Source organism: Nocardia sp. NPDC050175 (genome assembly GCF_044459885.1).
Taxonomy (GTDB): Bacteria; Actinomycetota; Actinomycetes; order Mycobacteriales; family Mycobacteriaceae; genus Nocardia.
In genome coordinates this window covers 35,778-57,152 of the sequence record NZ_JBITJI010000009.1, presented here as the reverse complement: position 1 = coordinate 57,152, position 21,375 = coordinate 35,778, and the positions used below count along the sequence as shown (strand labels likewise).

Below are 21,375 nucleotides of genomic sequence, written 5' to 3'. Positions count from 1 at the left end.
TCCTAGGTGTAGTCACACGATTACGGCCGAAATACTAACGGGCGCACACAGATTCTTGTCCGTCACGCCTGATATCCAGGCCCGACTCGGGTGCCGCGACGCCGATGTTGCTGCGACTCTAAGTGATGCCGATGCACCATAGGGCGAAGCCGGTGGTCACCAGGCAGGCCAGCGGGGCCGGTAGGACGTGTAGCAAGGGTGCGGGTGGGGTTTCGATGAGTACGGGCACCACTGCGGTCGGTGGAGCAGGGGAAACCTCGGCGGGGGCCGCGACCGCCGGGGCCACCGTCGCCGCGCCGATCATGCCGACGGCCGCGGCACCGAGGAGAATCCGCTTGACAGTGACTGTGGGCTTCATGGGTGCGATATTCCCGCGATCGGCGGGCCGAAACGGTTGTCGCGGCGGCGATCGTCAGCGGGACTGGCGCGCGCGCACGACCCGGTTGACCGCATCGATCGCGAACAGTCCGGCGAGCGCGACCAGCACCGCGGCGAGCAGCAACCAGGGCGCGACGTAGCGGGTCGCGACGAATTCCGGCGCCTGCCCGATGGCGGCGAAGGTGGTGGTCTGGATGCCCTGCTGCCAGCTCAGCACGGCCGCGACGAGTCCGAGTACGACCAGGCCGAGTTCGGTGGCGGCCACCGTGATCCAGGTCCTCAACGGTCCACTCCGTTCTCGCTGTGCTTGTCGTCGGTGTCGGGCGTCGGCTCGTCGGCGGGTTCGGGCGCTTGGCCGATGGCCGCGGTCAATTCGGCGCGCAGCGTTCGATGGTCTTTCGCCCAAGCCTGCACCAGGCTGCCGTCGGCCAGCCGTAACCCGATGCCGGTGCGTCGGCGTGGCACGCCGGTCAATTCGCCGAGCGCCCGCGCCTCCTCCCACTCCTCGTCGTCCCAGGCGTCTTCGTCGCGTTCGGGCAGCACCGCATCGATCGACGTGAGGGGCAGCGTCTCGGTGCCGTCGCGCAGCGTGGTCGCGGTGAGTTCGACGCTGACGTGGCGCTGCCCCGCGATCACTTGCAGCACAACGAACATCGCGATCAGCGAGCCGCAGAAGACGAGGGCGAACCAGTGCACCGAACTACCGGTCGCCATTTCGATGATCAGAATGATGACGCACAGAATGGGCCCGTAGGCCACGGTGCGCCAGCGCGCACCCGGCTCGGCGAACAGCACGCCGGAATCGGCGGGTTCCTCGGTCACGCGACGCCCACAGCGTCGCGAATCAACAAGGGAGAAGACAGAATCAGCGAGTGAGGCCGGGCCACAGCAGGACGACGACGGTCAGCACTCCGAACAGGACCAAGAGGCTCAGCACGGCCAATTCCCGCCGAATGCTCTGCGGCTGTTGGATCACCACTCGCATTGCTGCCTCCGATTCCCCGGAGCCATCTGACTGATTCTCTTACGCAATGCAAGACAACGTCTGACAAACAACTACCGGTTCCCATGTCCACTGTGACAACCCTCACGATACATGCCGACGGTGCCCCGACAAACTTGGGCGCCAACCGTTCACCGTCGGCTCATCTGGAAATAAGCGGTTGCTTCCGGACGATGCGACAAATAGATCGAACCGCCCGCCAGCACCGCCTGCACGATCGCCGCGCCGCCCGCCACCAGCGAGGCCGCACCGGCCACCGCGCCGAACGCGAACAGCGCGCCGACCCCGATCACCACCAACCACGCGCCGACGATGGTCAGCATGGTGCGCGCCCAGAGCTTGCCGCGCGCGAATTGATGCACGATCAGCAGCGCGAGCACGGCGACGCCGAGCCCGATGAACACCACCACGACGTAGACCAGCGCGACCATCAGTTCCGCGCTGGCCAAAGTGACCTGCGGGTCCTTCTCCCTGGCCTGGTCGAAGACCTGCTTGGCGAAGGTGTGCCGCTGCGAGAGCGCGGCCACCACCGACGCGATCAGCTGGACCACGCCGAATCCGATGACCCCCCACCACAATTGCCGAGCGGTGCCGACATCCACCGGCATCGGCGCGGGCGAGGGCGCCGCACCGACCGGTCCCGGCAGATTCGTCACGACAACCAGTGAGCGGCCTCGGTCGCCCAGTAGGTGAGCACGATGTCCGCGCCCGCCCGCCGGATGCCCATCAGCGACTCGAGGATGGCGCCGCGGCGGTCGATCCAGCCGCGCTCGGCGGCGGCGGTGATCATCGCGTACTCGCCGGAGATCTGATAGGCCGCGACCGGGACGGTCGAGTGGTCGGCGACGTCGCGCAGGATGTCCAGGTAGGACATGGCCGGCTTGACCATGACGATGTCCGCGCCCTCGGCCAGGTCCAGCTCGAGTTCGCGGATCGCCTCGCGGCGGTTCGCCGGATCCTGCTGGTAGCTGCGCCGGTCGCCCTCCAGCGACGAGGCGACGGCCTCGCGAAACGGGCCGTAGAACGCCGAGGCGTACTTGGCGGCGTAGGCGAGGATGCCGGTGTCGGTGCGGCCGACCGCGTCCAGGCCGCGCCGGACCGCGCCGACCTGGCCGTCCATCATGCCGCTGGTGCCGAGCAGGTCGGCGCCCGAGGCGGCCTGGGCCAGCGCCATGTCGACGTAGCGGTGCAGGGTGGCGTCGTTGTCGACGGAACCGTCGGCGGCGAGCACGCCGCAGTGCCCGTGGTCGGTGAATTCGTCGAGACAGGTGTCGGCCATGATCACCGTCGAGTCGCCGACCTCGTCGGCCAGCGCGCGCAGGCCGCGGTTGAGGATGCCGTCCGGGTCGCTGGCCTGGCTGCCGGTGGCGTCCTTGTCCTCGTGGCGCGGCACGCCGAACAGCATCAGGCCGCCGACACCCGCGGTCACCGCCTCGACGGCCGCCTTGCGTAGCGAGTCCATCGAATGCTGCTGCACGCCGGGCATCGAGCTGATCTCGCGCGGCTCGTCCAGGCCGTCGGCCACGAACATCGGCAGCACCAATTGCCGTGGCTCCAGGGTGGTTTCGGCCACGAGACGACGCAGCGCGGGGGTACGGCGCAACCGCCGTGGGCGGTCCAATCCGGTCATAACCGCACGATACGCCCGGCGCCGAGCGGTGTCGCGAGCACCCGTCGGCTCGCGCGGAGGGCGCTTCGGCGCCGACGCGGCAGAGCTGGGCGTTTCGCCACGACAGTAGCTCGGTGTGGTTGGACAGCATGCACAAAATGGGCCGATCGGCCCTGGATCGACAGTAACGGTGTGTGAAATCACACCTGCCGCGCAGGCCGATGGCGCATACTCCGACAGGAGGGCGAGACCCCCTGGGGGACAGCATGACCGAACCGCACACCGAAATTTCGCTGGCCAGAGCCGCCGACTTCGAGTCGTGGGTCGCGGTACTACTTTCGGACTGGTGGCCGGTGCTCACCGGTGGACTCACGCCACCGGAGACGACCCTGCGTGCGTGGCGGGCCGCCGACGGCAGCGGGCAGATCTTTCGCGTCGAGTTCATCGCACGGCAGCTGGCCGAGCCCGAGCTGATGACGGTGGCGCGGCGCGCCTTCGACGACCTCGGCATGGACCCGGACGAGCGGGAGATGACGCAGAGCCTCGGCAGGCACCTGGTCGGCCACACCGAGGACGCCACCGTGCAGCTGCGTTTCTCCGATACCGCGCACACCATCTTCCTGCGCTTGCAGAGCAGGCCGTGTCAGGTTTCCGTGGCCGCCGGTCGGCAACTGAGCGCGATGCCCGACGCGACGCTCCCGTTCCCGAACACCGCGACGGGGCCGATGGATATCCGGGTCGCGCGCAACAGCGCCCGGCACCTGCTCACGCAGCACAGCGCGCGCTTCGCCATTCCGGTCGACCCGTTCCAGCTCGGACCGCAGGGGCACGTTTCCGATGTGGGCTGGGCGTTCGTCTTCCCCTGGTCGACCACGTCCTGGTACTCCGACGGCACCTCCCCGGTCTTGGCACCGGGCACCAAAGGGCCGATCGTGGTGGTGAAGGACACTGGTGACACCTGGTTGCTCGACAGCCTGAGCAGTTACGAATCCCAACTCGCCGCGTACGCCGACACGCACGGATACCAGCACGGCACGCCCGACCCAGCCGGAAAGGTGCGCGATGAACCGCGCTGATCCCGCATGACACAGCCCGCTTCGGGCGCCCGCCGGTTGGCCGATGGGCGGCTGCTGATTCCGTGGCAGGGCAAACAGCCGGACGGGACCATCGCCAACGGGATGGTCGAAATCGGGCCGGACGACGATCGATTCGCCGAGTGGAACGCGTCCATCGCCAGCCGGGAACGCGGCGAGCTGCCCGACGACGACCACCCGGTGGACCCGTTCGGCCTGCAGTTGTTCCGCGACCCGCGCCCCGATCCGGCGCCGACCGCGCACGAGCGCAGGCTCGACACGCTGCGCGCCCTCGCCGAGCGCGGCGACCTCGGCGCCATGGAGCAGCTCGCGCAGCTGCTGCGCGACGCGAACGAGCTGACCGAAACCGAGCACTGGTTCCGCCGGGCCGCCGAGCGCGGCAGCGCGACCGCGATGGCCGACCTCGGCCTGCTGCTCGGCACGCACGGCCGGATCGCCGAGGCGGTGCGCTGGCTGGAGTCGGCGATCGCCGCGGGCTGTGCGGGTGCGGACCTGCAACTCGGCCTGCTGCATCTGGAGCGCGGCAAGCTCGACGAGGCCGAGCGGTGGCTGCGGCCCGCGGCCGAGGCGGGCTCGCCGGAGGCGTTGTGCAACATGGGCGTTGTGGCCAATCGGCGCGGCAGCAACGACGAGGCCGAGGAGTGGTACGAGCGCGCGGCCCGCGCCGGAAACCCCACGGCCATGCGAACTTTGGGCCTCTACGTGGCCAGGCGCGGCGATCTCCGGCGGGCCGTCGAGCTGCTCACCGAGGCGGTCCGGCGCGGCCGCACCGACGCCATGGCGATCCTCGGCTCGCTGCACCTCGATCACGGCGACACCGCGGCGGGCGAACACTGGCTGCGGCGCGGGGCCGAGGCGGGCGATCCCGACTCGATGTTCCATCTGGCCTTGTTCCTGCGCGAACAAGACGTCTATCCGCTCACCGGCGACCTGTCCGAGCCCGGCGTCCTGCGCGCCGCCGCGGCGATCGCCACCGGCCGCACACCGGCCCAGCAGGAAGCCAGGCACTTGCTGGAACGCGCGGCCGCACTCGGCCATCCACAGTCGCTGAAACTGCTGCACGACATCTGACGGTATGCCGCGCCCGGCTAGGTGATCGGCAGATAGGCGATAACTACCGACGCGAGCAAACCCGCGCTACCAGCACGCTTTCGGTATGCAACGAGAAGCAGCCAACACTCGCAAGTCCATCCGTCGCTCCATCACCGTCTTCGCCGCCGCCGTGCTCGGCGTCGGCGCGCTCGGCCTGGCCGCCTGCGGTTCCGACGATGACGACAAGCCCAAGGAGCAGGGCACGCCCGCCGTCGCCGCCACATGGGAAGCGGCGTGGAAGGACAACGATCCGCAGCGCCTCGCCGCACTGTTCACCGCGGACGGCGCCCGGTACACCGACCACGCCTTCCATCGCACCTCCACCGGCCGCGACGGGGTCGCGAAGTGGGCGGGCACCACCAAGCAGTTCATCCAGGGCGCCGTCCTGAAGGTCGACGATGCGTTCGGCGGCTCCGACAAGGTGGCGATCAATTGGACCTTCAGCGGGCAGTTGGCCGGTGCGCCCAAGCCGTTCTCGGTGCCCGCCGTCGCCATCCTCACCTTGCGCGGGAACGAGATCGCGACCGACGACGACTACTACGATCTGGCCGACGTGCTGCGCCAGTCCGGGCTGCCCGCCGACACCAACTTCGGCTGAGCCCGAGCGTCAGCAAACCCCTTGCGGCCAGCGGTTTTTGTCGGTGGCCTGCGATATAATCGAAACAGTGTTCGAGGGGATTCGCCGAGTCCCCGATCGCAACGGGAGGGAAGCCTGTGCCCGCGACGAAGACCGTTCTCATCGACCGGCCCTATACCCCGCTGGAGAAGCAGCGACTACCCGCGGGGCGCCCGCGGTCGTGGTATGTCCGCCACAATCGGAAACTCAAGGCGATGCGCCTGACCATCGCACTGCTCGACTCGGGGGTCTACAACCCGAGTTCGGCGAACAACAAGTGCATCCGGCACACCGCCGAGGTCATCGGCATTCGCCCGCCGTCCGACCTCACCTGCACCATGGTGCGCACGCTGCTGCGTAAGCGGTACTGAGGCAACGAAATAGGCCAGGGTCGACGGCGTCCACAACCGGACGCCGTCGACCCTGGCCGTAACGTGTACTAAACGGTGCAGATGCTGCCGGCCCCGCCGGACATCGTCTTGAGCAGGCAGGCGAACCCGCGCGCGATCGCGGGCAAACCCTGCACCGAACCGGTCGAACTGCCCGTCGACCCATCGATGTAGGCGGGTGCGGCGGTCGCCGGGGGCGCCGCCAAAGCCGAAGCGCCGCCGGACAATACGATGACCATGGTGGCAAACGTTGCCGCGCCGACGTGCACTATCGATCGTTTCATCAAAACCAACTCTCTCTTGTGATCGCGCTAACACGCCAGAACAAACTAGCCCGATCCCAAGAGATGAGATGCCCATATTTCCACGGGCACGGCCCAGCAATGGCATCAAATCCACTGCTGGACAACAGATATCGATACCACCGGAAAACTACGAACGAAATGCACACTGCCCGTACCGAACTCGGCACGGGCAGTGTGTACAGCGTAGATCAGCGGCTGCGGCGACTCTTCTTCCGCGGCGGCGGCAGCAGGCCCTCGGCGCGCAGCCGGGCGGCGTGCTCGGCGAGCGCCTCGACCAACGGACCGACCTGAGCGACCTCGGGCTGCACATCGACGCGCAGACCGAATTCGATGGCGGTCTCGGCCGTCTTCGGGCCGATGCACGCGACGATGGTGCGCGCGTGCGGCTTGCCCGCGATCCCGACCAGGTTGCGCACCGTGGAGGACGAGGTGAACAGGACGGCGTCGAAACCGCCGGTCTTGATCATCTCGCGGGTCTCCGCGGGCGGCGGCGAGGCGCGCACCGTGCGGTAGGCGGTGACGTCGTCGATCTCCCAGCCGCGGTCGCGCAGGCCCTCGGCCAGCGTTTCGGTGGCAATGTCGGCGCGCGGCAACAGGACTCGGTTCACCGGGTCGAAAACGTCGTCGTAGGGCGGGAAGTCGGCGAGCAGGCCCTCGGAGGACTGTTCACCGCTGGGCACCAGCTCGGGGTTGATGCCGAACGAGCGGACCCGGTCCGCGGTGGCCTCGCCGACGCAGGCGATCTTCACGCCGGAGAAAGCCCGTGCGTCCAAACCGAATTCGGCGAACTTCTCCCACACCGCGCGCACCGCGTTGGTTGAGGTGAACACCACCCACTGGTAGCGGCCGTCAACCAGGCCCTTGACCGCGCGCTCCATCTGCGCGGGGCTGCGCGGCGGCTCGACCGCGATCGTCGGCACCTCCATCGGAATGGCGCCGTGCGTGACCAGCCGCTCGCTCATCTCGCCCGCCTGGTCCTTGGTGCGCGGCACCAGCACGGTCCAGCCGTACAGCGCGCGCGACTCCCACCAGGACATCTTCGAGCGCGACGCGACCACCTTACCGATGGTCACCACCAACGGGCCGACCAGCTCGGAGGCGGCGCTGTTCAGCGTCGCCAGGGTGGCCTCGATGGTGCGCTGCTGCCGGGTGGTGCCGCGCACGGTCACCGCGACCGGGGTCTGCGGCGCCATGCCGTGTTCCACCAGGGCGCTTGCGGTTTCGGCCAGGTGGCCCGAGGTCGCGTGCAGCACAAGAGGTCCGGGGGCGGCGGCCAGCGCGGCCCAGTCGACCTCGCCGCGCACGTCGGCCTCGGTGTGCCCGGAGCCGAGTGCGATGCCCGCGTAGCTGGGCACGGCCGAGCCGTTGGGCAGGCCGGGCAGCACCTCGAACACCATGTGCGAGCGGGTGACCGCGTTGACCTCGGCGATCACCGAGTCGGTGGTCAGCGGGTCACCTGCGACGACGCGGACGACGTCGTGGCCGTTGCGGGCCTCGGCGATCAGCGTCTTGGCCACCTCGGCGGGTTCGCCGAGGGCGGGCCGCACGTCCACCGGACGCTCGCCGTCCTCGGCGGGCTCGACCGCGCTCCCGATCAGGGCGAGCACACCCTTGTCGACATCGGGATCGGTGAACGCGAGCGTCGCGCGACCGATCACCTCACGAGCGCGCACAGTGAGCAAAGCCGGGTCGCCGGGACCTGACCCGACGAAGAGGATCCGACCTGGCTGCTTCTTGGTAGCTCGACCGCTCATGCCTCCACCTCGCTGGCGCTCGGTTCCGTCATGCGCGGTGCGCACTGTGTCATGAATCGCTCGCTACGCTCGCTCATTGGTTGTTCTCCATTGGGCTGGGTTGGGTGAAGTCTGAAGCGGGCGCATTCACCGCCTGTGAATTCGAACCGTCATCCGGTTCGGGGGCATTGGCCCCTGGTTCGGCGACGCTGAGTAACTCGCGCGCCCCCATGTCGAGGAGCTCACGGGCCAGGGCCCGGCCGAGCTCATCCGCGTTCGCCGGTGCTCCGACCACAGAGGCACGGACCACATCCGAGCCGTCGACAGCCGCCGCGCAACCACGCAACGAGAGCTCGTCGAAGATCCGTCCGTCTTCATCGATGGACTCGACTACCTCCGCGAGCGCGCCGATCGGCGCGGTGCAGCCTGCCTCGAGTTCGGCGAGCAAGGCCCGCTCGGCGATGATCGACACACGGGTCGCGGCGTCGTCCAGCGCGGTGAGCGCCTCGATGAGTTCGGTGTCGTCACAACGGCATTCGACGGCCAGCGCACCCTGCCCCGGCGCGGGCAGCATCTGCACCGGCTCCAAGGCCTCGGTCACCGCGTCGAGTCTGCCGATTCTGGCCAGGCCCGCTCTGGCGACCACGACCGCGTCGAGGTGACCGTCGCTGACCTTGCGCAGGCGGGTGTCCAGGTTGCCGCGCAACGGCACGATGTCCAGGCCGAGGCCGAGCGCCCGCAGCTGCGAGGCCCGACGCGGCGCGGAGGTACCGACCTTGGCGCCCGCCGGGAGTTCGCCGAGTACCAGCCCGTCGCGGGCGACAAGTGCGTCGCGCGGATCCTGCCGGGGCGGGATGGCGGCGATGGTGAAGCGCGGGTCCTGCGCGGTCGGCAGGTCCTTGTAGGAGTGCACCGCGATGTCGATGTTGCCTGCGGCCAGCTCGTCGCGCAGGGCGGAGGTGAACACGCCGACGCCGATCTGCTGCACCGGCTCGGACGAGAGATCACCGAGCGTCTTGACGACGACCAGCTCGGCCTCGTGTCCCGCGGCGACCAGCGCGTCGCGGATGGTGCCCGACTGGGTGAGTGCCAGCAGGCTGCCGCGCGTGCCGATCCGCCACGGCGCGCGCGTGCTTGCTGCCGTCACGTTGTCCTCTTCCTGCACGAGTGTCATGCCTGCACCTCTCGGGCGCGTGGCGCGGCCTTACCGATCCGGTGCGCCGTCATGCCGGCTGCCCCTGTTCGTCGCCGCGGTGGCCGGTGGTGAAGTCGTCGGCGAGCGCGATGTCGGCGTCGGTGAGCAACATGCCCGCGTGGTCGCCGATCGCGGAGATCTCCATCGGCGCGGCAACCGCCTGCGCCGCACCTGGTTTCAGCTCGAACAGCTCGCGCAGCGCCTCGGCGTAGCTGTCGCCGCCCGGCGTGGAGGCCAGCTGCTTGACCCGCACCGTCGGCGCGTGCAGCAGCTTGTCGACCACCCGGCGCACCGTGCGGGCCACCTCGTCACGCTCCGGATCGGCCAGGCTCGGCAGCCGCGAATCCAGCCGCAGCAGTTCGGCTTCCACCACCTCGGCGGCGCGCTGGCGCAGCGCGGCCACGGTCGGGGTGACCTCGGCCATCCGCTGTCCGGTCAGGTATTTGGCGAGCTCGTCGGCCACGATCGCGCGGGCCGCGGCGGTGTCGTCGGCGGCCGCGCCTGCCGCCGGATCGCGTTGCAGCGTCTCGATGTCGATGACCGTCACGCCGGGCAGTCCGGCGACCGCGTGCTCGACGTCGCGGGGCAGGCCGAGGTCGCAGAACACCAACGGCCGTTCCGTGGTGGCGAATTCGGTGCCGCGCTCGCGCTCGGTCAGCGCCCGGTGGGTGTCGGCCAGCGTCACCACGTTGCCGACCGCGCCGGTGCACGTGATGACCACGTCGGCCAAGGCCATCGCCTCGGTGAGCCGGGAAAGTTCCATCGCCTCGGCCGCGACCCCGTAGCCGCCCGCGGTCTCGGCCAGCCGCGCGGCCCGCCCGATGGTGCGGTTCACCACGATGATCCGGCCGATGCCCGCCCGCGAAAGATGCGCCACCGCAAGGCTGCCCATCGCGCCTGCGCCGACCACAACCGCGGTGCGTCCGGTCAGCGAGCCGACGACATGCTGCGCCCGATCCAGCGCGACCGACACGACGGACGCACCGGCCCGGTCGATGCCGGTCTCCGAGTGCACCCGCTTGCCGACCCGCAGCGCGTGCTGGGCCAGCTCGTGCAGGGTGCGCCCGACCGCCTGCTGCGCGTCGGCGGAGGCGTAGGCGCCGCGGATCTGGCTGAGCACCTGCTGCTCGCCGATCACCATCGAGTCCAGCCCGCTGGCCACCGCGAACAGGTGCTCGGCGGCGGCCTCGCTGTAGCGCACGTAGGCGTGCTTGGTCAGGTCGGGCAGCGGCAGCCCGGAATGCTTGGTGAGCAGGTCGCCCACCTCGGCGAGACCACCGTGGAACGCGTCGACTACGGCGTAGACCTCGACCCGGTTGCAGGTGGAGACGATCATCGCCTCGGAGACATGGCTCGAGGTGAGCATGCGGTCGATCAGCTTGGGACGGTCGGCGTCGGCGATGGCCACCTTCTCCAGCACCGAAACGGGCGCACTCCTGTGCGAAATCCCGACCAGAAGAACACTCATGCCTGCGCCTCGCTGACGCTCGGCTCCGGCACGCGCGTTGCACGCTGTGACATGATTCGCTCGCTGCGCTCTCTCATGGACTGACCACCGATCCCTTGCTGCTTGGCTCCGTTGCCGTGTGCGAGGACGCCGTGTGCGCGGCTGCCGAATGCTTGAGGGCCTGATGTACGGCCGAGGTATGTGCGGTGGGGGCGCGGTGGCTGATCCGGCTCGACGCGGGCCGCGGCGGCCCCATCGGCGCGGCCATGGCCGCCGCAGAGGCGTTGTCCGCGTTGCGCACTCGCTCGAACGACAGCATCTGCAGTTCGACCGCGAGGTCGACCCGGCGCAGCTCGACGGTGGCAGGCGCGATCAGTTCACAGGGCGCGAAGCTCAGAATGGATTGCAGCCCGGCCGCGACCAACCGGTCGCAGGCGTCCTGGGCCGCGTCGTCGGGCACGGTGATGACCGCGATGGTCGGCTCGAGTGTGGCGACCGCCTCGGCCAGGCCTGCGACATCGCACACCACCAGACCGGCGACCGGCAGGCCGATCACCTCGGGGTGGTTGTCGAAGATGCCGACCACGGTGAAGCCACGCCGCTGGAACCCGCCGTAGCCGACCAGGGCACGGCCGAGGTTCCCGGCGCCGACGAGCACCACGCGGTGTCCCTGCGACAGGCCGAGCACATCCTCGATCCTCGTCCTCAGCCTGGCTACGTCATAGCCGACACCCCGTACGCCATTGGGTCCGAGGAAGGAAAGGTCCTTGCGCAATTTGGCCGAATTGACACCCGCCGCGACAGCGAGTTCCTCACTCGATACGATGGCAACACTCTCGTCGGCCAACGTGGCGAGGACCCGGAGATAGGTCGCCAAACGCGCGACGGTGGCCTGCGGGATGTCCTTCTGCAGAGCCCTGCCGGAGACGCCGCCCGGCGCCTCATGCTGCTCTGTCACGTCGTCGGCTCCTCGTTCCGGCCCGAATCGGGTACCGGTTCGTCGCTAGACCTCTGGCCCGGGACGGTCCGGTGCCATGGTCGAAGTGTCGGAATGCTGGGTGTCTTTACGCGGTGGGCCCGCAGCCTCGGCAAGCGGGTCCGCGTGCCACCACCGTAACTGCTTGTGCAGCCCTTCACAAAGTCGGTGAAATTGGCCTCATTTTCCGTCGCGACCAGCGCTGCGGGCGAGGAGAACAGTCATCGCTACCTGTCAGCGGCTCAGGTCGGCCCGCAATCTGGCCTCGTCCACGTCGAAATAGCTGTGCTCACGACCGTTGAGCAGCACCACCGGCAACCGGTCGCCGAACTCCGCGCGCAGGCCAGGATCGGTGGCGGCGGCCTCGTCGACATCCAGCGTCGCGGGCTCGATGCCGAAATCGGCGCAGATCACCCGCAGCTGGTCCAGCGCGATTGCGCACATGCCGCAGCCGGATCTGGTCAACAGGGTCACCGAAGATGTGGGATTGGTCATGGCGGATATTAAATCCCCTCGCCACGCCCGAATCGGTCTGCCAGGTACTGCGATGACTGTCGGTCCGCCCAGTTACTGTGGACATGGTTCGCGCGACGGGCGGAGGTATCGGTGCCGGAACGATCGAAGGTGGCAAGGGCCGGATTCATCGCGGGACGATTCGGCGAGTTTCCGGCGCGGTGGAATCTGGGCGCGATCGGTGAGGGCCTGCAGGATCAACTGGCCCGTATCCCGCGCAGCCCCTTCGGCCCCAGCGAGGAAGAGCTGCGGGCCAACCTGGCCGGCGAGGCGAGCGCGGATGCCGCATTGTCTTTGCACGACGCGGAATTGGCGCTCGCGCAGCGCGATCTCACCGGCCCCGAGGTGCCGCGTGATCTGACCGCAGCGGCGTTCTTCGACGTGGACAACACGATGGTGCAGGGCGCATCGATCGTGCACTTCGCCCGAGGTCTGGCCGCGCGCAAGTACTTCAAGACCTCCGACCTGGTCGACGTGGCCTGGAAGCAGGTCAAGTTCCGGGTTACCGGGCGGGAGAACAGCTCCGACATGGCCAGCGGCAAGGAGAAGGCGCTGGAGTTCATCGCCGGGCGCCCCACCGCCGAGCTGGCCGCGCTCGGCGAGGAGATCTACGACGAGATCATCGCCGACAAGATCTGGCCGGGCACAAGGGCTCTCGCGCAGATGCACCTGGACGCGGGCCAGCAGGTCTGGCTGGTCACCGCGACGCCGGTCGAGCTGGCCCAGGTGATCGCCAAGCGGCTCGGGCTCACCGGCGCGCTCGGCACGGTGGCCGAGAGCGTGGACGGCAAGTTCACCGGGCGGCTGGTCGGCGACATCCTGCACGGGCTCGGCAAGGCGCACGCGGTGCGCACGCTGGCGATCCGAGAAGGGTTGAACCTCAAGCGCTGTACCGCGTATTCGGACAGTCACAACGACGTGCCGATGCTGTCGCTGGTCGGCACCGCGGTCGCGATCAACCCGGATTCGGACCTGCGCGAGGTGGCGAAGAACCGGGGCTGGGAGATCCGGGATTTCCGCACCGGTCGCAAGGCCGCGAAGATCGGCGTGCCGACGGCGCTGGCGCTGGGGGCCGCGGGCGGCGCGGTCGCCGCGGCGGTGACCCGCAAGCGCGATCACTGAGCCGCGACTCGGTCCAGGGATCGACACGGGCATCCGTCGATCCGGCGAACGCCGGAAACCAGTGCGGCCGAGGGGTTTACCGACTGGTGCCCGGCGTTCGCCGGGTCGACGGGCAGCTGCGGGCGGTGCGGCTCAGCCCGTAAGCAGTGCGACTCAGCCCGTAAAAGGGTTGCGGCGCTTGGTGAGCAGCTTGTAGAGCGTCGACTGGATGGTTTCGCGGACCTGGTCGGTCACCTCGAACATGGTCATCGGATCGTCGGCCGCCTCCGGCTCGTAGCCGGTGGTCGGGATCGGCGCACCGAATTCGATGTACCACTTCGACGGCAACGGCAGCGCGCCCAGCGGGCCGAGCAGCGGAAACAGCGGCGTCACCGGGAAGTACGGCAGGCCGAGCAGTCGCGCGAGCGGCTGCAGGTCGGCCAGCTTCGGGTAGATCTCCTCGGAACCGACGATGGAGCACGGGATGATCGGCACGCCGGCCCGCACCGCTGCGGCCACGAAACCGCCGCGGCCGAACCGCTGCAGCTTGTAGCGGTCGGCGTACTGCTTACCGACGCCCTTGAAGCCTTCCGGGAAGACACCGGTGAGTTCGCCTGCGCGCAGCAACCGTTCAGCGTCCTCGCGGCAGGCGAGGGTGTGGCCCGCCTTGCGGGCGAGCGCGCCGAGCAGCGGGGTTTCGAAGATCAGGTCGGCGGCCAGCAGCCGCAGCGCCCGCTGCTTCGGATGCCGGTCGTGGACGGCCAGCTGCAGCATCAGCCCGTCCAGCGGAATGGTGCCCGCGTGGTTGGCCACGATCAGCGCGCCACCCACCTCCGGAATGTTCTCCATCCCGCTGACCTGCACCCGGAACCACAGTTCCGACATCGGGCGCAGCGCGGGCAGGATCACCGATTCGAGCAGGTGCTCGTCGAAACCGAACTCGTCCACCTGGTAGTCGCCGGTGATCCGGCGGCGGGCGAAGTCGGCGGTCTTGCCGATCTGCTTGCCGAGCGCGCCGCGCACCAGTTCCGAGAGCGACTGCGGCGCGGGCGGTTCGGTGGCCGCCAGGCGTTCGGTCAGCGAGGTCACCGGGCTGGGCGCTTCGCCCTGCGCATGCTCCGGCCAGCGCCGGCCGGTCGGGCGCGAGCGCGCCTCGTCCTGCATATCGTGGAGTTGAATGACTTTCGCTACGTCGTTCATTGCTGCGCTCCCGTACCGGCCCCGAGCAGGCCGAGCAGTTTGTTTTCTGCGGCATCGATCCACGCGGGATCGATTACGGGCCGCAACGCTGCGCCCCCGATGAAGTCGTCGAAGGCCTGCATGGTCGTCCAGCGCGGCACGAAGCCGAGTTCGGCACGCATCCGGGTGGTATCGAGGCCACAACCGAAATGGAAATAGTCGAGCTGTTCGCCGGAGAATTCGCGCATCACCGGGCCCATCAGCACCCGGCCGGCGGTCCGGAACAGCGCGAACGGCACCGGCAGTTCGATCCGGCCCGCGCGCCGTACCGCCTGCGACAGCGCGAGCGCGCCGTCACCGGCGATGTTGTAGGTGCCCGCGCGGGCGGTCAACGCGGCGTGCGCGAGCGCGGCGACCGCGTCCTCCTCGTGCAATAGCTGCAGCCGCGCGTCGCGGCCGAACACCGTCGGCGTGATCGGCGAACGGAGATACTGCATGCCCCGGCTCGCCAGCCGCGGTCCGACAATCGGCGCGAAACGCAGAATAGAGGTGGCGATATCCGGCCGCCGCCGCGCGAGTCCGCGCACAAAACCTTCGATGTCGATCACGTCGCGCGCGAACTCACCGCGCGGCGGCGTGCGCGCGCTCATTTCCTCGGTGAATTTCGCGGGGTCCTTCGCGCTACAGCCGTACACCGCCGAGGAGGAACGCACGACGACCCGGCGCACCGTCGGCGCCTTCTGACACACCGCGAGCAACTGCATCGCGCCGAGCACATTGAGGTCCTTCATCACCGCACGCCCGGCCCCGGCCGGTGACCTGGCCAGCACCGCGGCGTGCACCACGGTATCCACCGCGCCACCATCGAGCACCTTACGGATCAACGGATTTCGGATGTCGGCGCGCACGAATTCGGCACGGCCCATGCGCCGCTGCAACTCTCGGCTCGGGGTCATCGTGTCGACGGCGATGATGCGGTCGATGTCGGGATCCTGCGCGAGACGCGCGACCACGTTGCCGCCGAAGAAGCGACTGGCACCGGTTACCAACACGACTTTCGGCGTGTGTCCGTCTCGAGCGTCAGAAGCCACCGGCACCGCATCCCACCTTGGCAAGCCCCCGTTTCACTTATTCCCCGATTCCTAGGGTAGCCGCTGTGTTCACGGGTTCTGTTGGTATTTACCAGGTTCTAACGATGACTTCAGTCACCTGAAACACGCCGTGGTTTCAAAATTCGGTATTTCAAACAAAAAGGCCCGCCACCTGACGGTGACGGGCCTTCGAGCTGACGCGCAGCGCTTACTTGCCGAGTTTGCGCCGCTGCACACGTGTGCGGCGAAGCAGCTTGCGGTGCTTCTTCTTCGACATGCGCTTGCGGCGCTTCTTGATCACAGAACCCATAGGGTTGTTCCTCGCGTTCTCTCTACTCGGCGCGCACGCTACACACGTACGCCAACTGACCGGTCGTTCGGCAAGCCTCACGTCCAGTGTCCGCGCCGCCGGGTACCACCGGACACCACAAGTGATGCCACCGGCGGGCGAACACGAACCGAGGGTCCATCGTACCGGCACGTCCGGTCAGCCTCGAAACCGCCTGATCCAACGCCGCCGGACCAGGTCCGTCGGCGTCCCGCGCTCGGCTGAGCGCGGCAGGATCAGGCGTTCATCCGGCGTCGAAGTAGGACGTCTCCAGATAGTCGTGCACCGCCTTGGCGTGCACCCGGAACGAACGACCCACCCGCACCGCGGGCAGCTCACCGGAATGCACCAGCCGGTACACCGTCATCTTGGACACTCGCATCAGGCTCGCCACCTCGGCGACCGTGAGGAACTGAGTGCCGCCGAGCATGGGTTGACCCTGCGACCCGGAACCACCTTGCGTCCGGGAACCAGCCCGGGCGCCTGAGGGACCCGGGCCACTCGAACTTCCTGAGCTACTTGCAGACATCTTGTTAGACATCATTGCACCATTGACCTCCGGCACGCCCGCGCCGCCGGCTTCCCCACCGGCGGAACAGACACGCACGTGCTGCTTGAAGCTTAGCGGGACCAGTGGTGTTACTGCGACGGGAGTGAGAAATCAGCTTTTCCCATTCGGAACCGACCGGTTGCGTGCTTCCGAACGGCTGATGTCCGGGAGGCGCATCGGGGCCCCCGGACGCCGGATACCGGTGACCGGGGTGGTCACATCGCGCTACCGACTCCGAGTCCGTCGCTGACGCCGCCCTGCTCGGCGGAGCGTTGCTTCGCGGCGTGCAAGGCCTCCAGGAAGGCCGAACGGACCCCGCCGCGCTCGAGCTCGCGCACCGCGGCGGCCGTGGTGCCCGCCGGTGAGGTGACCGCGGCCCGCAGTTCCGCCGCGCTCTGGTCGGACTCGACGAGCAGGGCCGCCGAGCCGACCATGGTCTGCACCACCAGCTCGGTGGCCACCTCGCGGGTCAGCCCGAGGCCGACGCCCGCGTCCACCATGGCCTCGACGATCAGGAAGAAGTAGGCGGGCCCGGAGCCGGAGACCGCGGTGACCGCGTCCATCTGCGCCTCCGCGACGGTCACCACCTTGCCGACCGCACCGAGCACCTCGGTCACCAGCTCGAGCTGCGGCGGACGCGCGTGCCTGCCCGGCGCGAGCACGCTCATGCCCTGGCCGACCAGCATCGGGGTGTTCGGCATCACCCGCACCACCGGGAAACCGGCGGGCAACTTCGCCTCCAGCCGCGCGGTCGGCACGCCGGCGGCCAGCGAAACCAGGATCTGGTCGCGATCGTTGCCGACGCTCGCGTTGTCGCTGAGCGCGGCCTTGCCCAGCGCGGTCATCACCGCGTCGACGTCAGTGGGCTTGACCGCGACCACCAGCAGATCCGCGCCGACCGCGGCATCGGCCACCGAATCGGTGACCCGCACGCCGAACCGCTCGGCGAGCTGCGCGCCACGCTCCGGAGATGTTTCGACGACAACCAGGTCCTTCGCCAGCCGCCCGGACTCGAGCAAGCCCGCGATCAACGCCTCCCCAATGCGTCCGCCACCGATAACCGCAATTCTCGTCATGGGGGAAAAGCCTAGACGGCGGTCATCCCTGCGGAATCAGCGCCAGCTGGCGGCTCTGCGCGACCACCGCGCCGGAGGAATCGAGGATGAGCTGGTCCTCGTCGAACAGCCGGGCGCCGACCTCGTGCGTGGTCGCGATGATGCGCAGCCAGCCGGGGGCGGGCTTGCGACGCAGGAAGGTGGTCATCTGGACGGTGGGCGACCAGCCGAAATGGCCCAGGTTGTACGGGACCGGCGGGCTCATGTCCGCGGCCATCATCGCGAAGAACATGGCGACCTCCGGGTCCTGCTGGTCGGCGGGGCGCGGCCGCATCCACAGGCGCAGGCGTGGCTCGGCGGTTTCGCCGTCGAGGAAACGAGCCCACTCCCGATCGAGGTAGAGCTCGGCGGACTGGCCGACGTGCACGACCCGGCCCATCGGCGAGCCCGGCTCGTAACCGACCGCGTCGGCGGGTGGTTCGACGGGCATGTCGTCGTGCTCGCGCGCGAAACGCGGTGCGGCGTCGTCGAGGTGGCCGAAGGTCAGCGCGGTGCGCACCAGCGTGCGGCCGTTCTGGATGAGGTTCGCGTCGGCCAGGCAGATCTGGCGGCCGATCTTGCGGATGTGCACCTCGTATTCGACGTCGCCGGGGTCGGGCGCGCCGAGGAAGTCGGAGCTCGCAGCGATCGGCGCCATGTCGACCAGGGCCGGATCGGCCGCGCGCAGCCACTTCAGGCCGGCCGCGGCGGTGGCCGCGACCATGGTGCCGCCGTGCACCTTCGCGCCGATCGTCCAGGACTTGCCGATATGGCCGAGGTAGCGACCGGTGTCGGGGGTGGTCGCGGGCAGCTCGGTCAACGCGAGCACCCGGCTGAACGGTGCCTCGGTCTCGCTCAGCTGTCTCGGATCCAGCTCCGTCGTCATCGTCACTCCTGTCGTCCACCGGCCGCGCGTCGGCGATCAGGGTTGCTGGTACGCGGCGTTCGTACAGCGTAGAACGAAGCGGTTCGCCGGGCACATTCCCGTTGGCCGGGCAGGCGCGAGATGCATCACACCTGTTAGCGAGGGCTCTGCGAAGTAGCCGTCGGGGCGACACCAGCTCAGCGAGGGGTGACATGGATTGGTAAACGTTTGCGATGGATCACTTTTCGCATCCGACGCGGCGCATGCTTCGCCAATACGCTTGCGAAACACGAACTTTCGCGTCAGGCGTGGTTGGCCGGGGTCGGCGCGGGCGCGGTTTGGCCGTTCAGGTGCAGCCGGGCGAACGCGAGGGTGCGGTGCAGCATGGCCGCGCGGTCCTGGGTGGTGCGGGCGTTCTGGGTGTTGATCTCGGCGACGGCCTGACCGGCAAAACCGTTGCGGACCAAGGTCTCACACACCTCGACGCACGGCTGGGTGCCTTCACCGGGGACGAGATGCTCGTCGTGCGCGGCACCACGGCCGTCGGCCAGGTGCAGATGGGCCAGGCCCTGCCCCATCCGGGCGGCCAGCGCCAATGGGTCCGCGCCCGCGGTCGCGGTGTGCGAAAGATCGAGGGTGTAATGCTCGAAACCGGTGTCGGTCGGGTCGTAGGACGGGCTGAACGCGGTGAGCCCGATGCCGGGTCCGCCGCGGCGCTCGAGCCGCTTCACCGCGCGCTCGCCGCGACCGAACAGGGTGTCGGCGCGCATCGGGAACATGTTTTCCACTGCGACGACGACCGGGCTGTGCTCCTCCAGCTCGGCGACCTGGTCGGCGAAGTTCTCGGCATAGCGGCGCTGCCAGCGAAACGGCGGATGCACCACGACCGTTCGCGCGCCGAGCGCCTCGGCGGTGCGCACGCTGCGCTCCAGCTTGGCGGCCGGATCCGCGCCCCACACCCGCTGCGAGATCAGCAGGCACGGCGCGTGGATCGCGATCACCGGCACGTCGTACTTGCGGGCGTAGCCCTGCACGGTGGCGATGCTCTGACTGGCCGGCTCGGCCCAGACCATCAATTCGATGCCGTCGTAACCGAGTTCGGCCGCGTACCGGAACGCCGCCTCGGTGTTCTGCGGATACACCGACGCCGTGGAGAGCCCGACGAGGATCTGCTGTCCGTTTTTCCGCACTGCCGCTCCCTGCCTCAGTTCGTACTGAGAAGAAAGGCTAGCGGTCCGAGCGTGACGAAGACGCCAACGACGACCGCGATCACTGTGCTGAGTACGTCGTCGGTCCGGCGCAGAATCCGCACCAGCGCGACCAGGCCGAGAATCACGATCATCGCCAGGGCCAGCGCCACCCAGGGGAGCATCTCCCACATGCGCTCGAAACCCTTGAACAGCAACATGCCCGCGACGGCCGCGCCCGTGCTCTGACCGCCGAGGATCATCCACTGGCGGCGGTTGGCGTCGTACTCAGCCTTCTTCGCCGTCCGGGCGGAGCGGCGCGGCGATACCTTGTGGTCGGACTGCTCGTCCTCGTCGAAGTCGTCGAGCTCATCGTGCTCGTCGTCGAGGTCGACGGGCTCGAAGAAATCGGTCTTGCCGTCGTACATCTCCAGCTCGTCGACCGCGCCGCGGCCCGAATCACGTTTCCCGCGACCGCGTTTGCCCTGGCCGCCGGCCGCGCGTTCGGCATCGGCGCGTTCCGCCCGCTCGACACCGTCCCGGAGCAGATCGCCCGCCACCGTCTGGCCGGAAACGAGCTGCTGGTCCTGACTGGCCAGCGACCACGCGGCGGTGGAGATGCCCTCGGCTTCGGGCGGCGGATCGTTGCGTTGCGGCGCATCGGGTTTGCGTCTTCGCGCCGACCAGGCGGGCAGGCCACCCTCGGCGGCGCCATTGCGCTGCGCGGATCTCGGCGGCGGTTCGGGCGTCGGCGCCCATGGCGCCGTGGCTCTCGATTCCGGTAGCGGCGCCGGTTCGTCGTAGTCCGCGGCGGACGGCGACCAGGCCGCGGTCGACGGCGCGATCTCGTCCGCTTCGGCCTCGGCCGCGCGCCGCCGGGCGGCGCGACCGCCGGTGGCGCTGTTGCGGCCGTTGCGATCCGGTGGCACGGCACCCGCTCCCCCGCGCCCGCCCGGCTCGCGCAGTGGGCGTACCTCGGTGGTGGCGTCGTCGTGCTCGTCGTGCCTGCGGCGTCGTCCGGACCGCGGGGCCTCGTCGGGCACCGGGTCATTCGCGTACGGATTGGGCGACGGGGCGTAGGGATTCGGCGACGGCGCGTACGGGTTCGGCGACGGGGCGTACAGGTCGGCGACCGGAGTGCGCGCGGACAGCGGGTCGGCGGGCGGGCTGTACCGCGAGTCCGGCATCTCCCGGCCGGGCATCACCCGGTTCGATCGGCCCGGCAGCGGGTCGGCCTGCGGCTCGGGCTGGGCGTACGCGGCGAGCGGGTCGTACATCGAGATCGGCCCGGACATCGGCGAATACACCGCGGGGTCCGGCGCGGGTGGCGCGTAGGAGACAGGTTCCGGTGCGGGCGGTTCGTAGGCCGGTGGTTCGTAGACCGGCTCGTCGGGCACCTCGTCTGGTGCGGCGTGCGAGGACTGACCGCTGCCGATCGCGGGCATGTCACCGGTCAGCTCGGCCACCGAGATCCCGCGACCGCCGCGGCGGCGTCGGCCACCACCCGCGGCCGACGCGCCCTGCTGGCCGTTGCGGGCCAGCAGCTCGGCGACCGACAGCTGTTTGGAGTCGTCGCTCATAACCGCACCTCACCGGCGCTGTGTTCCGTCACGCGCGAGACCCGCGGTGA

The 21,375-nt window shown here is 69.1% G+C and carries 24 protein-coding genes; 5 read left to right on the top strand and 19 right to left on the bottom strand.

Translation table 11 applies throughout. From position 1 onward, the window contains the following. Positions 1–118: 118 nt before the first annotated feature. The 5 genes from ACIBK2_RS28920 to hemB form a co-directional block, all read right to left on the bottom strand. Complete coding sequence (locus tag ACIBK2_RS28920; RefSeq protein WP_396971616.1) at positions 119–358, bottom strand: hypothetical protein; 240 nt, start codon at positions 356–358, stop codon at positions 119–121. Between the two features lie 54 nt (positions 359–412). Beyond that, positions 413–661, bottom strand: a complete 249-nt coding sequence (locus tag ACIBK2_RS28915) for a hypothetical protein (protein ID WP_396971614.1) — start codon at positions 659–661, stop codon at positions 413–415. Continuing rightward, positions 658–1,200, bottom strand: coding sequence for a hypothetical protein (locus ACIBK2_RS28910; protein ID WP_396971612.1), 543 nt, complete (start codon positions 1,198–1,200; stop codon positions 658–660). Before ACIBK2_RS28910 ends, ACIBK2_RS28915 begins: the two co-directional genes overlap by 4 nt. Positions 1,201–1,512: 312 nt before the next feature. Further along, positions 1,513–2,037, bottom strand: coding sequence for a hypothetical protein (locus ACIBK2_RS28905; RefSeq protein WP_396971610.1), 525 nt, complete (start codon positions 2,035–2,037; stop codon positions 1,513–1,515). After that, entirely contained in the window at positions 2,034–3,011 is a 978-nt protein-coding gene (hemB, locus tag ACIBK2_RS28900; RefSeq protein WP_396971609.1) for a porphobilinogen synthase, read from the bottom strand. The genes ACIBK2_RS28905 and hemB overlap by 4 nt, the downstream gene beginning before the upstream one ends. A 245-nt stretch (positions 3,012–3,256) precedes the next feature. Here hemB and ACIBK2_RS28895 point away from each other — a divergent pair, with 245 nt between their 5' ends. The 4 genes from ACIBK2_RS28895 (at position 3,257) to ACIBK2_RS28880 (ending at position 6,163) form a co-directional block, all read left to right on the top strand. After that, positions 3,257–4,066 carry a hypothetical protein gene (locus ACIBK2_RS28895; RefSeq protein WP_396971607.1) on the top strand — a complete coding sequence of 270 codons (810 nt, stop codon included), beginning with the start codon at positions 3,257–3,259 and terminating at the stop codon, positions 4,064–4,066. Positions 4,067–4,072: 6 nt separating this feature from the next. Continuing rightward, positions 4,073–5,155: a tetratricopeptide repeat protein gene (locus tag ACIBK2_RS28890; RefSeq protein WP_396971605.1), complete on the top strand. Its 1,083-nt coding sequence runs from the start codon at positions 4,073–4,075 to the stop codon at positions 5,153–5,155. Between the two features lie 85 nt (positions 5,156–5,240). Next, on the top strand, positions 5,241–5,774 hold the full coding sequence (locus tag ACIBK2_RS28885) for a nuclear transport factor 2 family protein (protein ID WP_396971603.1): 534 nt from the start codon (positions 5,241–5,243) through the stop codon (positions 5,772–5,774). Positions 5,775–5,890: 116 nt separating this feature from the next. Next, positions 5,891–6,163 carry a hypothetical protein gene (locus ACIBK2_RS28880; protein WP_357385444.1) on the top strand — a complete coding sequence of 91 codons (273 nt, stop codon included), beginning with the start codon at positions 5,891–5,893 and terminating at the stop codon, positions 6,161–6,163. A gap of 68 nt (positions 6,164–6,231) precedes the next feature. Here the strand turns inward: ACIBK2_RS28880 and ACIBK2_RS28875 are convergent, their stop codons facing one another. The 6 genes from ACIBK2_RS28875 to ACIBK2_RS28850 form a co-directional block, all read right to left on the bottom strand. Further along, positions 6,232–6,465, bottom strand: coding sequence for a hypothetical protein (locus tag ACIBK2_RS28875; protein ID WP_396971601.1), 234 nt, complete (start codon positions 6,463–6,465; stop codon positions 6,232–6,234). Positions 6,466–6,674: 209 nt separating this feature from the next. Continuing rightward, the gene (locus ACIBK2_RS28870; RefSeq protein WP_396971599.1) at positions 6,675–8,240 is read right to left on the bottom strand and encodes a uroporphyrinogen-III synthase; all 1,566 of its coding nucleotides are present in this window, start codon (positions 8,238–8,240) and stop codon (positions 6,675–6,677) included. Positions 8,241–8,313: 73 nt separating this feature from the next. Further along, positions 8,314–9,393: a hydroxymethylbilane synthase gene (gene hemC / locus ACIBK2_RS28865; protein WP_396971598.1), complete on the bottom strand. Its 1,080-nt coding sequence runs from the start codon at positions 9,391–9,393 to the stop codon at positions 8,314–8,316. Between the two features lie 49 nt (positions 9,394–9,442). Continuing rightward, complete coding sequence (locus ACIBK2_RS28860; RefSeq protein WP_396971596.1) at positions 9,443–10,882, bottom strand: glutamyl-tRNA reductase; 1,440 nt, start codon at positions 10,880–10,882, stop codon at positions 9,443–9,445. Positions 10,883–10,955: 73 nt separating this feature from the next. Continuing rightward, positions 10,956–11,819, bottom strand: coding sequence for a redox-sensing transcriptional repressor Rex (locus ACIBK2_RS28855; protein WP_396971594.1), 864 nt, complete (start codon positions 11,817–11,819; stop codon positions 10,956–10,958). Between the two features lie 252 nt (positions 11,820–12,071). Then, complete coding sequence (locus tag ACIBK2_RS28850) at positions 12,072–12,332, bottom strand: glutaredoxin family protein (protein ID WP_396971592.1); 261 nt, start codon at positions 12,330–12,332, stop codon at positions 12,072–12,074. 186 nt (positions 12,333–12,518) lie between these two features. Here ACIBK2_RS28850 and ACIBK2_RS28845 point away from each other — a divergent pair, with 186 nt between their 5' ends. Beyond that, positions 12,519–13,472, top strand: coding sequence for an HAD-IB family hydrolase (locus ACIBK2_RS28845; protein ID WP_357385888.1), 954 nt, complete (start codon positions 12,519–12,521; stop codon positions 13,470–13,472). Between the two features lie 153 nt (positions 13,473–13,625). Here the strand turns inward: ACIBK2_RS28845 and ACIBK2_RS28840 are convergent, their stop codons facing one another. The 8 genes from ACIBK2_RS28840 to ACIBK2_RS28805 form a co-directional block, all read right to left on the bottom strand. Next, complete coding sequence (locus tag ACIBK2_RS28840) at positions 13,626–14,651, bottom strand: lysophospholipid acyltransferase family protein (RefSeq protein WP_396971590.1); 1,026 nt, start codon at positions 14,649–14,651, stop codon at positions 13,626–13,628. After that, complete coding sequence (locus ACIBK2_RS28835) at positions 14,648–15,721, bottom strand: NAD-dependent epimerase/dehydratase family protein (protein ID WP_396971976.1); 1,074 nt, start codon at positions 15,719–15,721, stop codon at positions 14,648–14,650. Before ACIBK2_RS28835 ends, ACIBK2_RS28840 begins: the two co-directional genes overlap by 4 nt. Positions 15,722–15,929: 208 nt before the next feature. After that, positions 15,930–16,031 (bottom strand): 30S ribosomal protein bS22, encoded by a 102-nt coding sequence (locus tag ACIBK2_RS28830; RefSeq protein ID WP_003402602.1) that lies wholly within the window; start codon positions 16,029–16,031, stop codon positions 15,930–15,932. Between the two features lie 262 nt (positions 16,032–16,293). Beyond that, on the bottom strand, positions 16,294–16,578 hold the full coding sequence (locus ACIBK2_RS28825) for a helix-turn-helix domain-containing protein (RefSeq protein ID WP_375911616.1): 285 nt from the start codon (positions 16,576–16,578) through the stop codon (positions 16,294–16,296). Positions 16,579–16,814: 236 nt separating this feature from the next. After that, complete coding sequence (gene proC, locus ACIBK2_RS28820; protein ID WP_396971588.1) at positions 16,815–17,675, bottom strand: pyrroline-5-carboxylate reductase; 861 nt, start codon at positions 17,673–17,675, stop codon at positions 16,815–16,817. 22 nt (positions 17,676–17,697) lie between these two features. Further along, complete coding sequence (locus ACIBK2_RS28815) at positions 17,698–18,579, bottom strand: thioesterase family protein (RefSeq protein ID WP_396971586.1); 882 nt, start codon at positions 18,577–18,579, stop codon at positions 17,698–17,700. A 281-nt stretch (positions 18,580–18,860) separates the two neighbouring features. Continuing rightward, on the bottom strand, positions 18,861–19,748 hold the full coding sequence (locus tag ACIBK2_RS28810; protein WP_396971584.1) for a sugar phosphate isomerase/epimerase family protein: 888 nt from the start codon (positions 19,746–19,748) through the stop codon (positions 18,861–18,863). Positions 19,749–19,762: 14 nt separating this feature from the next. Next, entirely contained in the window at positions 19,763–21,325 is a 1,563-nt protein-coding gene (locus tag ACIBK2_RS28805; protein ID WP_396971582.1) for a hypothetical protein, read from the bottom strand. Positions 21,326–21,375: the final 50 nt, after the last annotated feature.

Excerpts from the sequence above, each read along its gene's own strand:
- ACIBK2_RS28895 (WP_396971607.1), top strand. The coding sequence starts at position 3,257 with ATGACCGAACCGCACACCGAAATTTCGCTGGCCAGAGCCGCCGACTTC.
- ACIBK2_RS28920 (WP_396971616.1), bottom strand. The coding sequence starts at position 358 with ATGAAGCCCACAGTCACTGTCAAGCGGATTCTCCTCGGTGCCGCGGCC.
- ACIBK2_RS28890 (WP_396971605.1), top strand. The coding sequence starts at position 4,073 with ATGACACAGCCCGCTTCGGGCGCCCGCCGGTTGGCCGATGGGCGGCTG.
- ACIBK2_RS28850 (WP_396971592.1), bottom strand. The coding sequence starts at position 12,332 with ATGACCAATCCCACATCTTCGGTGACCCTGTTGACCAGATCCGGCTGC.
- hemB (WP_396971609.1), bottom strand. The coding sequence starts at position 3,011 with ATGACCGGATTGGACCGCCCACGGCGGTTGCGCCGTACCCCCGCGCTG.
- ACIBK2_RS28875 (WP_396971601.1), bottom strand. The coding sequence starts at position 6,465 with ATGAAACGATCGATAGTGCACGTCGGCGCGGCAACGTTTGCCACCATG.
- ACIBK2_RS28815 (WP_396971586.1), bottom strand. The coding sequence starts at position 18,579 with ATGACGACGGAGCTGGATCCGAGACAGCTGAGCGAGACCGAGGCACCG.
- ACIBK2_RS28840 (WP_396971590.1), bottom strand. The coding sequence starts at position 14,651 with ATGAACGACGTAGCGAAAGTCATTCAACTCCACGATATGCAGGACGAG.
- ACIBK2_RS28825 (WP_375911616.1), bottom strand. The coding sequence starts at position 16,578 with ATGTCTGCAAGTAGCTCAGGAAGTTCGAGTGGCCCGGGTCCCTCAGGC.
- ACIBK2_RS28805 (WP_396971582.1), bottom strand. The coding sequence starts at position 21,325 with ATGAGCGACGACTCCAAACAGCTGTCGGTCGCCGAGCTGCTGGCCCGC.
- ACIBK2_RS28860 (WP_396971596.1), bottom strand. The coding sequence starts at position 10,882 with ATGAGTGTTCTTCTGGTCGGGATTTCGCACAGGAGTGCGCCCGTTTCG.
- hemC (WP_396971598.1), bottom strand. The coding sequence starts at position 9,393 with ATGACACTCGTGCAGGAAGAGGACAACGTGACGGCAGCAAGCACGCGC.
- ACIBK2_RS28830 (WP_003402602.1), bottom strand. The coding sequence starts at position 16,031 with ATGGGTTCTGTGATCAAGAAGCGCCGCAAGCGCATGTCGAAGAAGAAG.
- ACIBK2_RS28885 (WP_396971603.1), top strand. The coding sequence starts at position 5,241 with ATGCAACGAGAAGCAGCCAACACTCGCAAGTCCATCCGTCGCTCCATC.
- proC (WP_396971588.1), bottom strand. The coding sequence starts at position 17,675 with ATGACGAGAATTGCGGTTATCGGTGGCGGACGCATTGGGGAGGCGTTG.
- ACIBK2_RS28870 (WP_396971599.1), bottom strand. The coding sequence starts at position 8,240 with ATGAGCGGTCGAGCTACCAAGAAGCAGCCAGGTCGGATCCTCTTCGTC.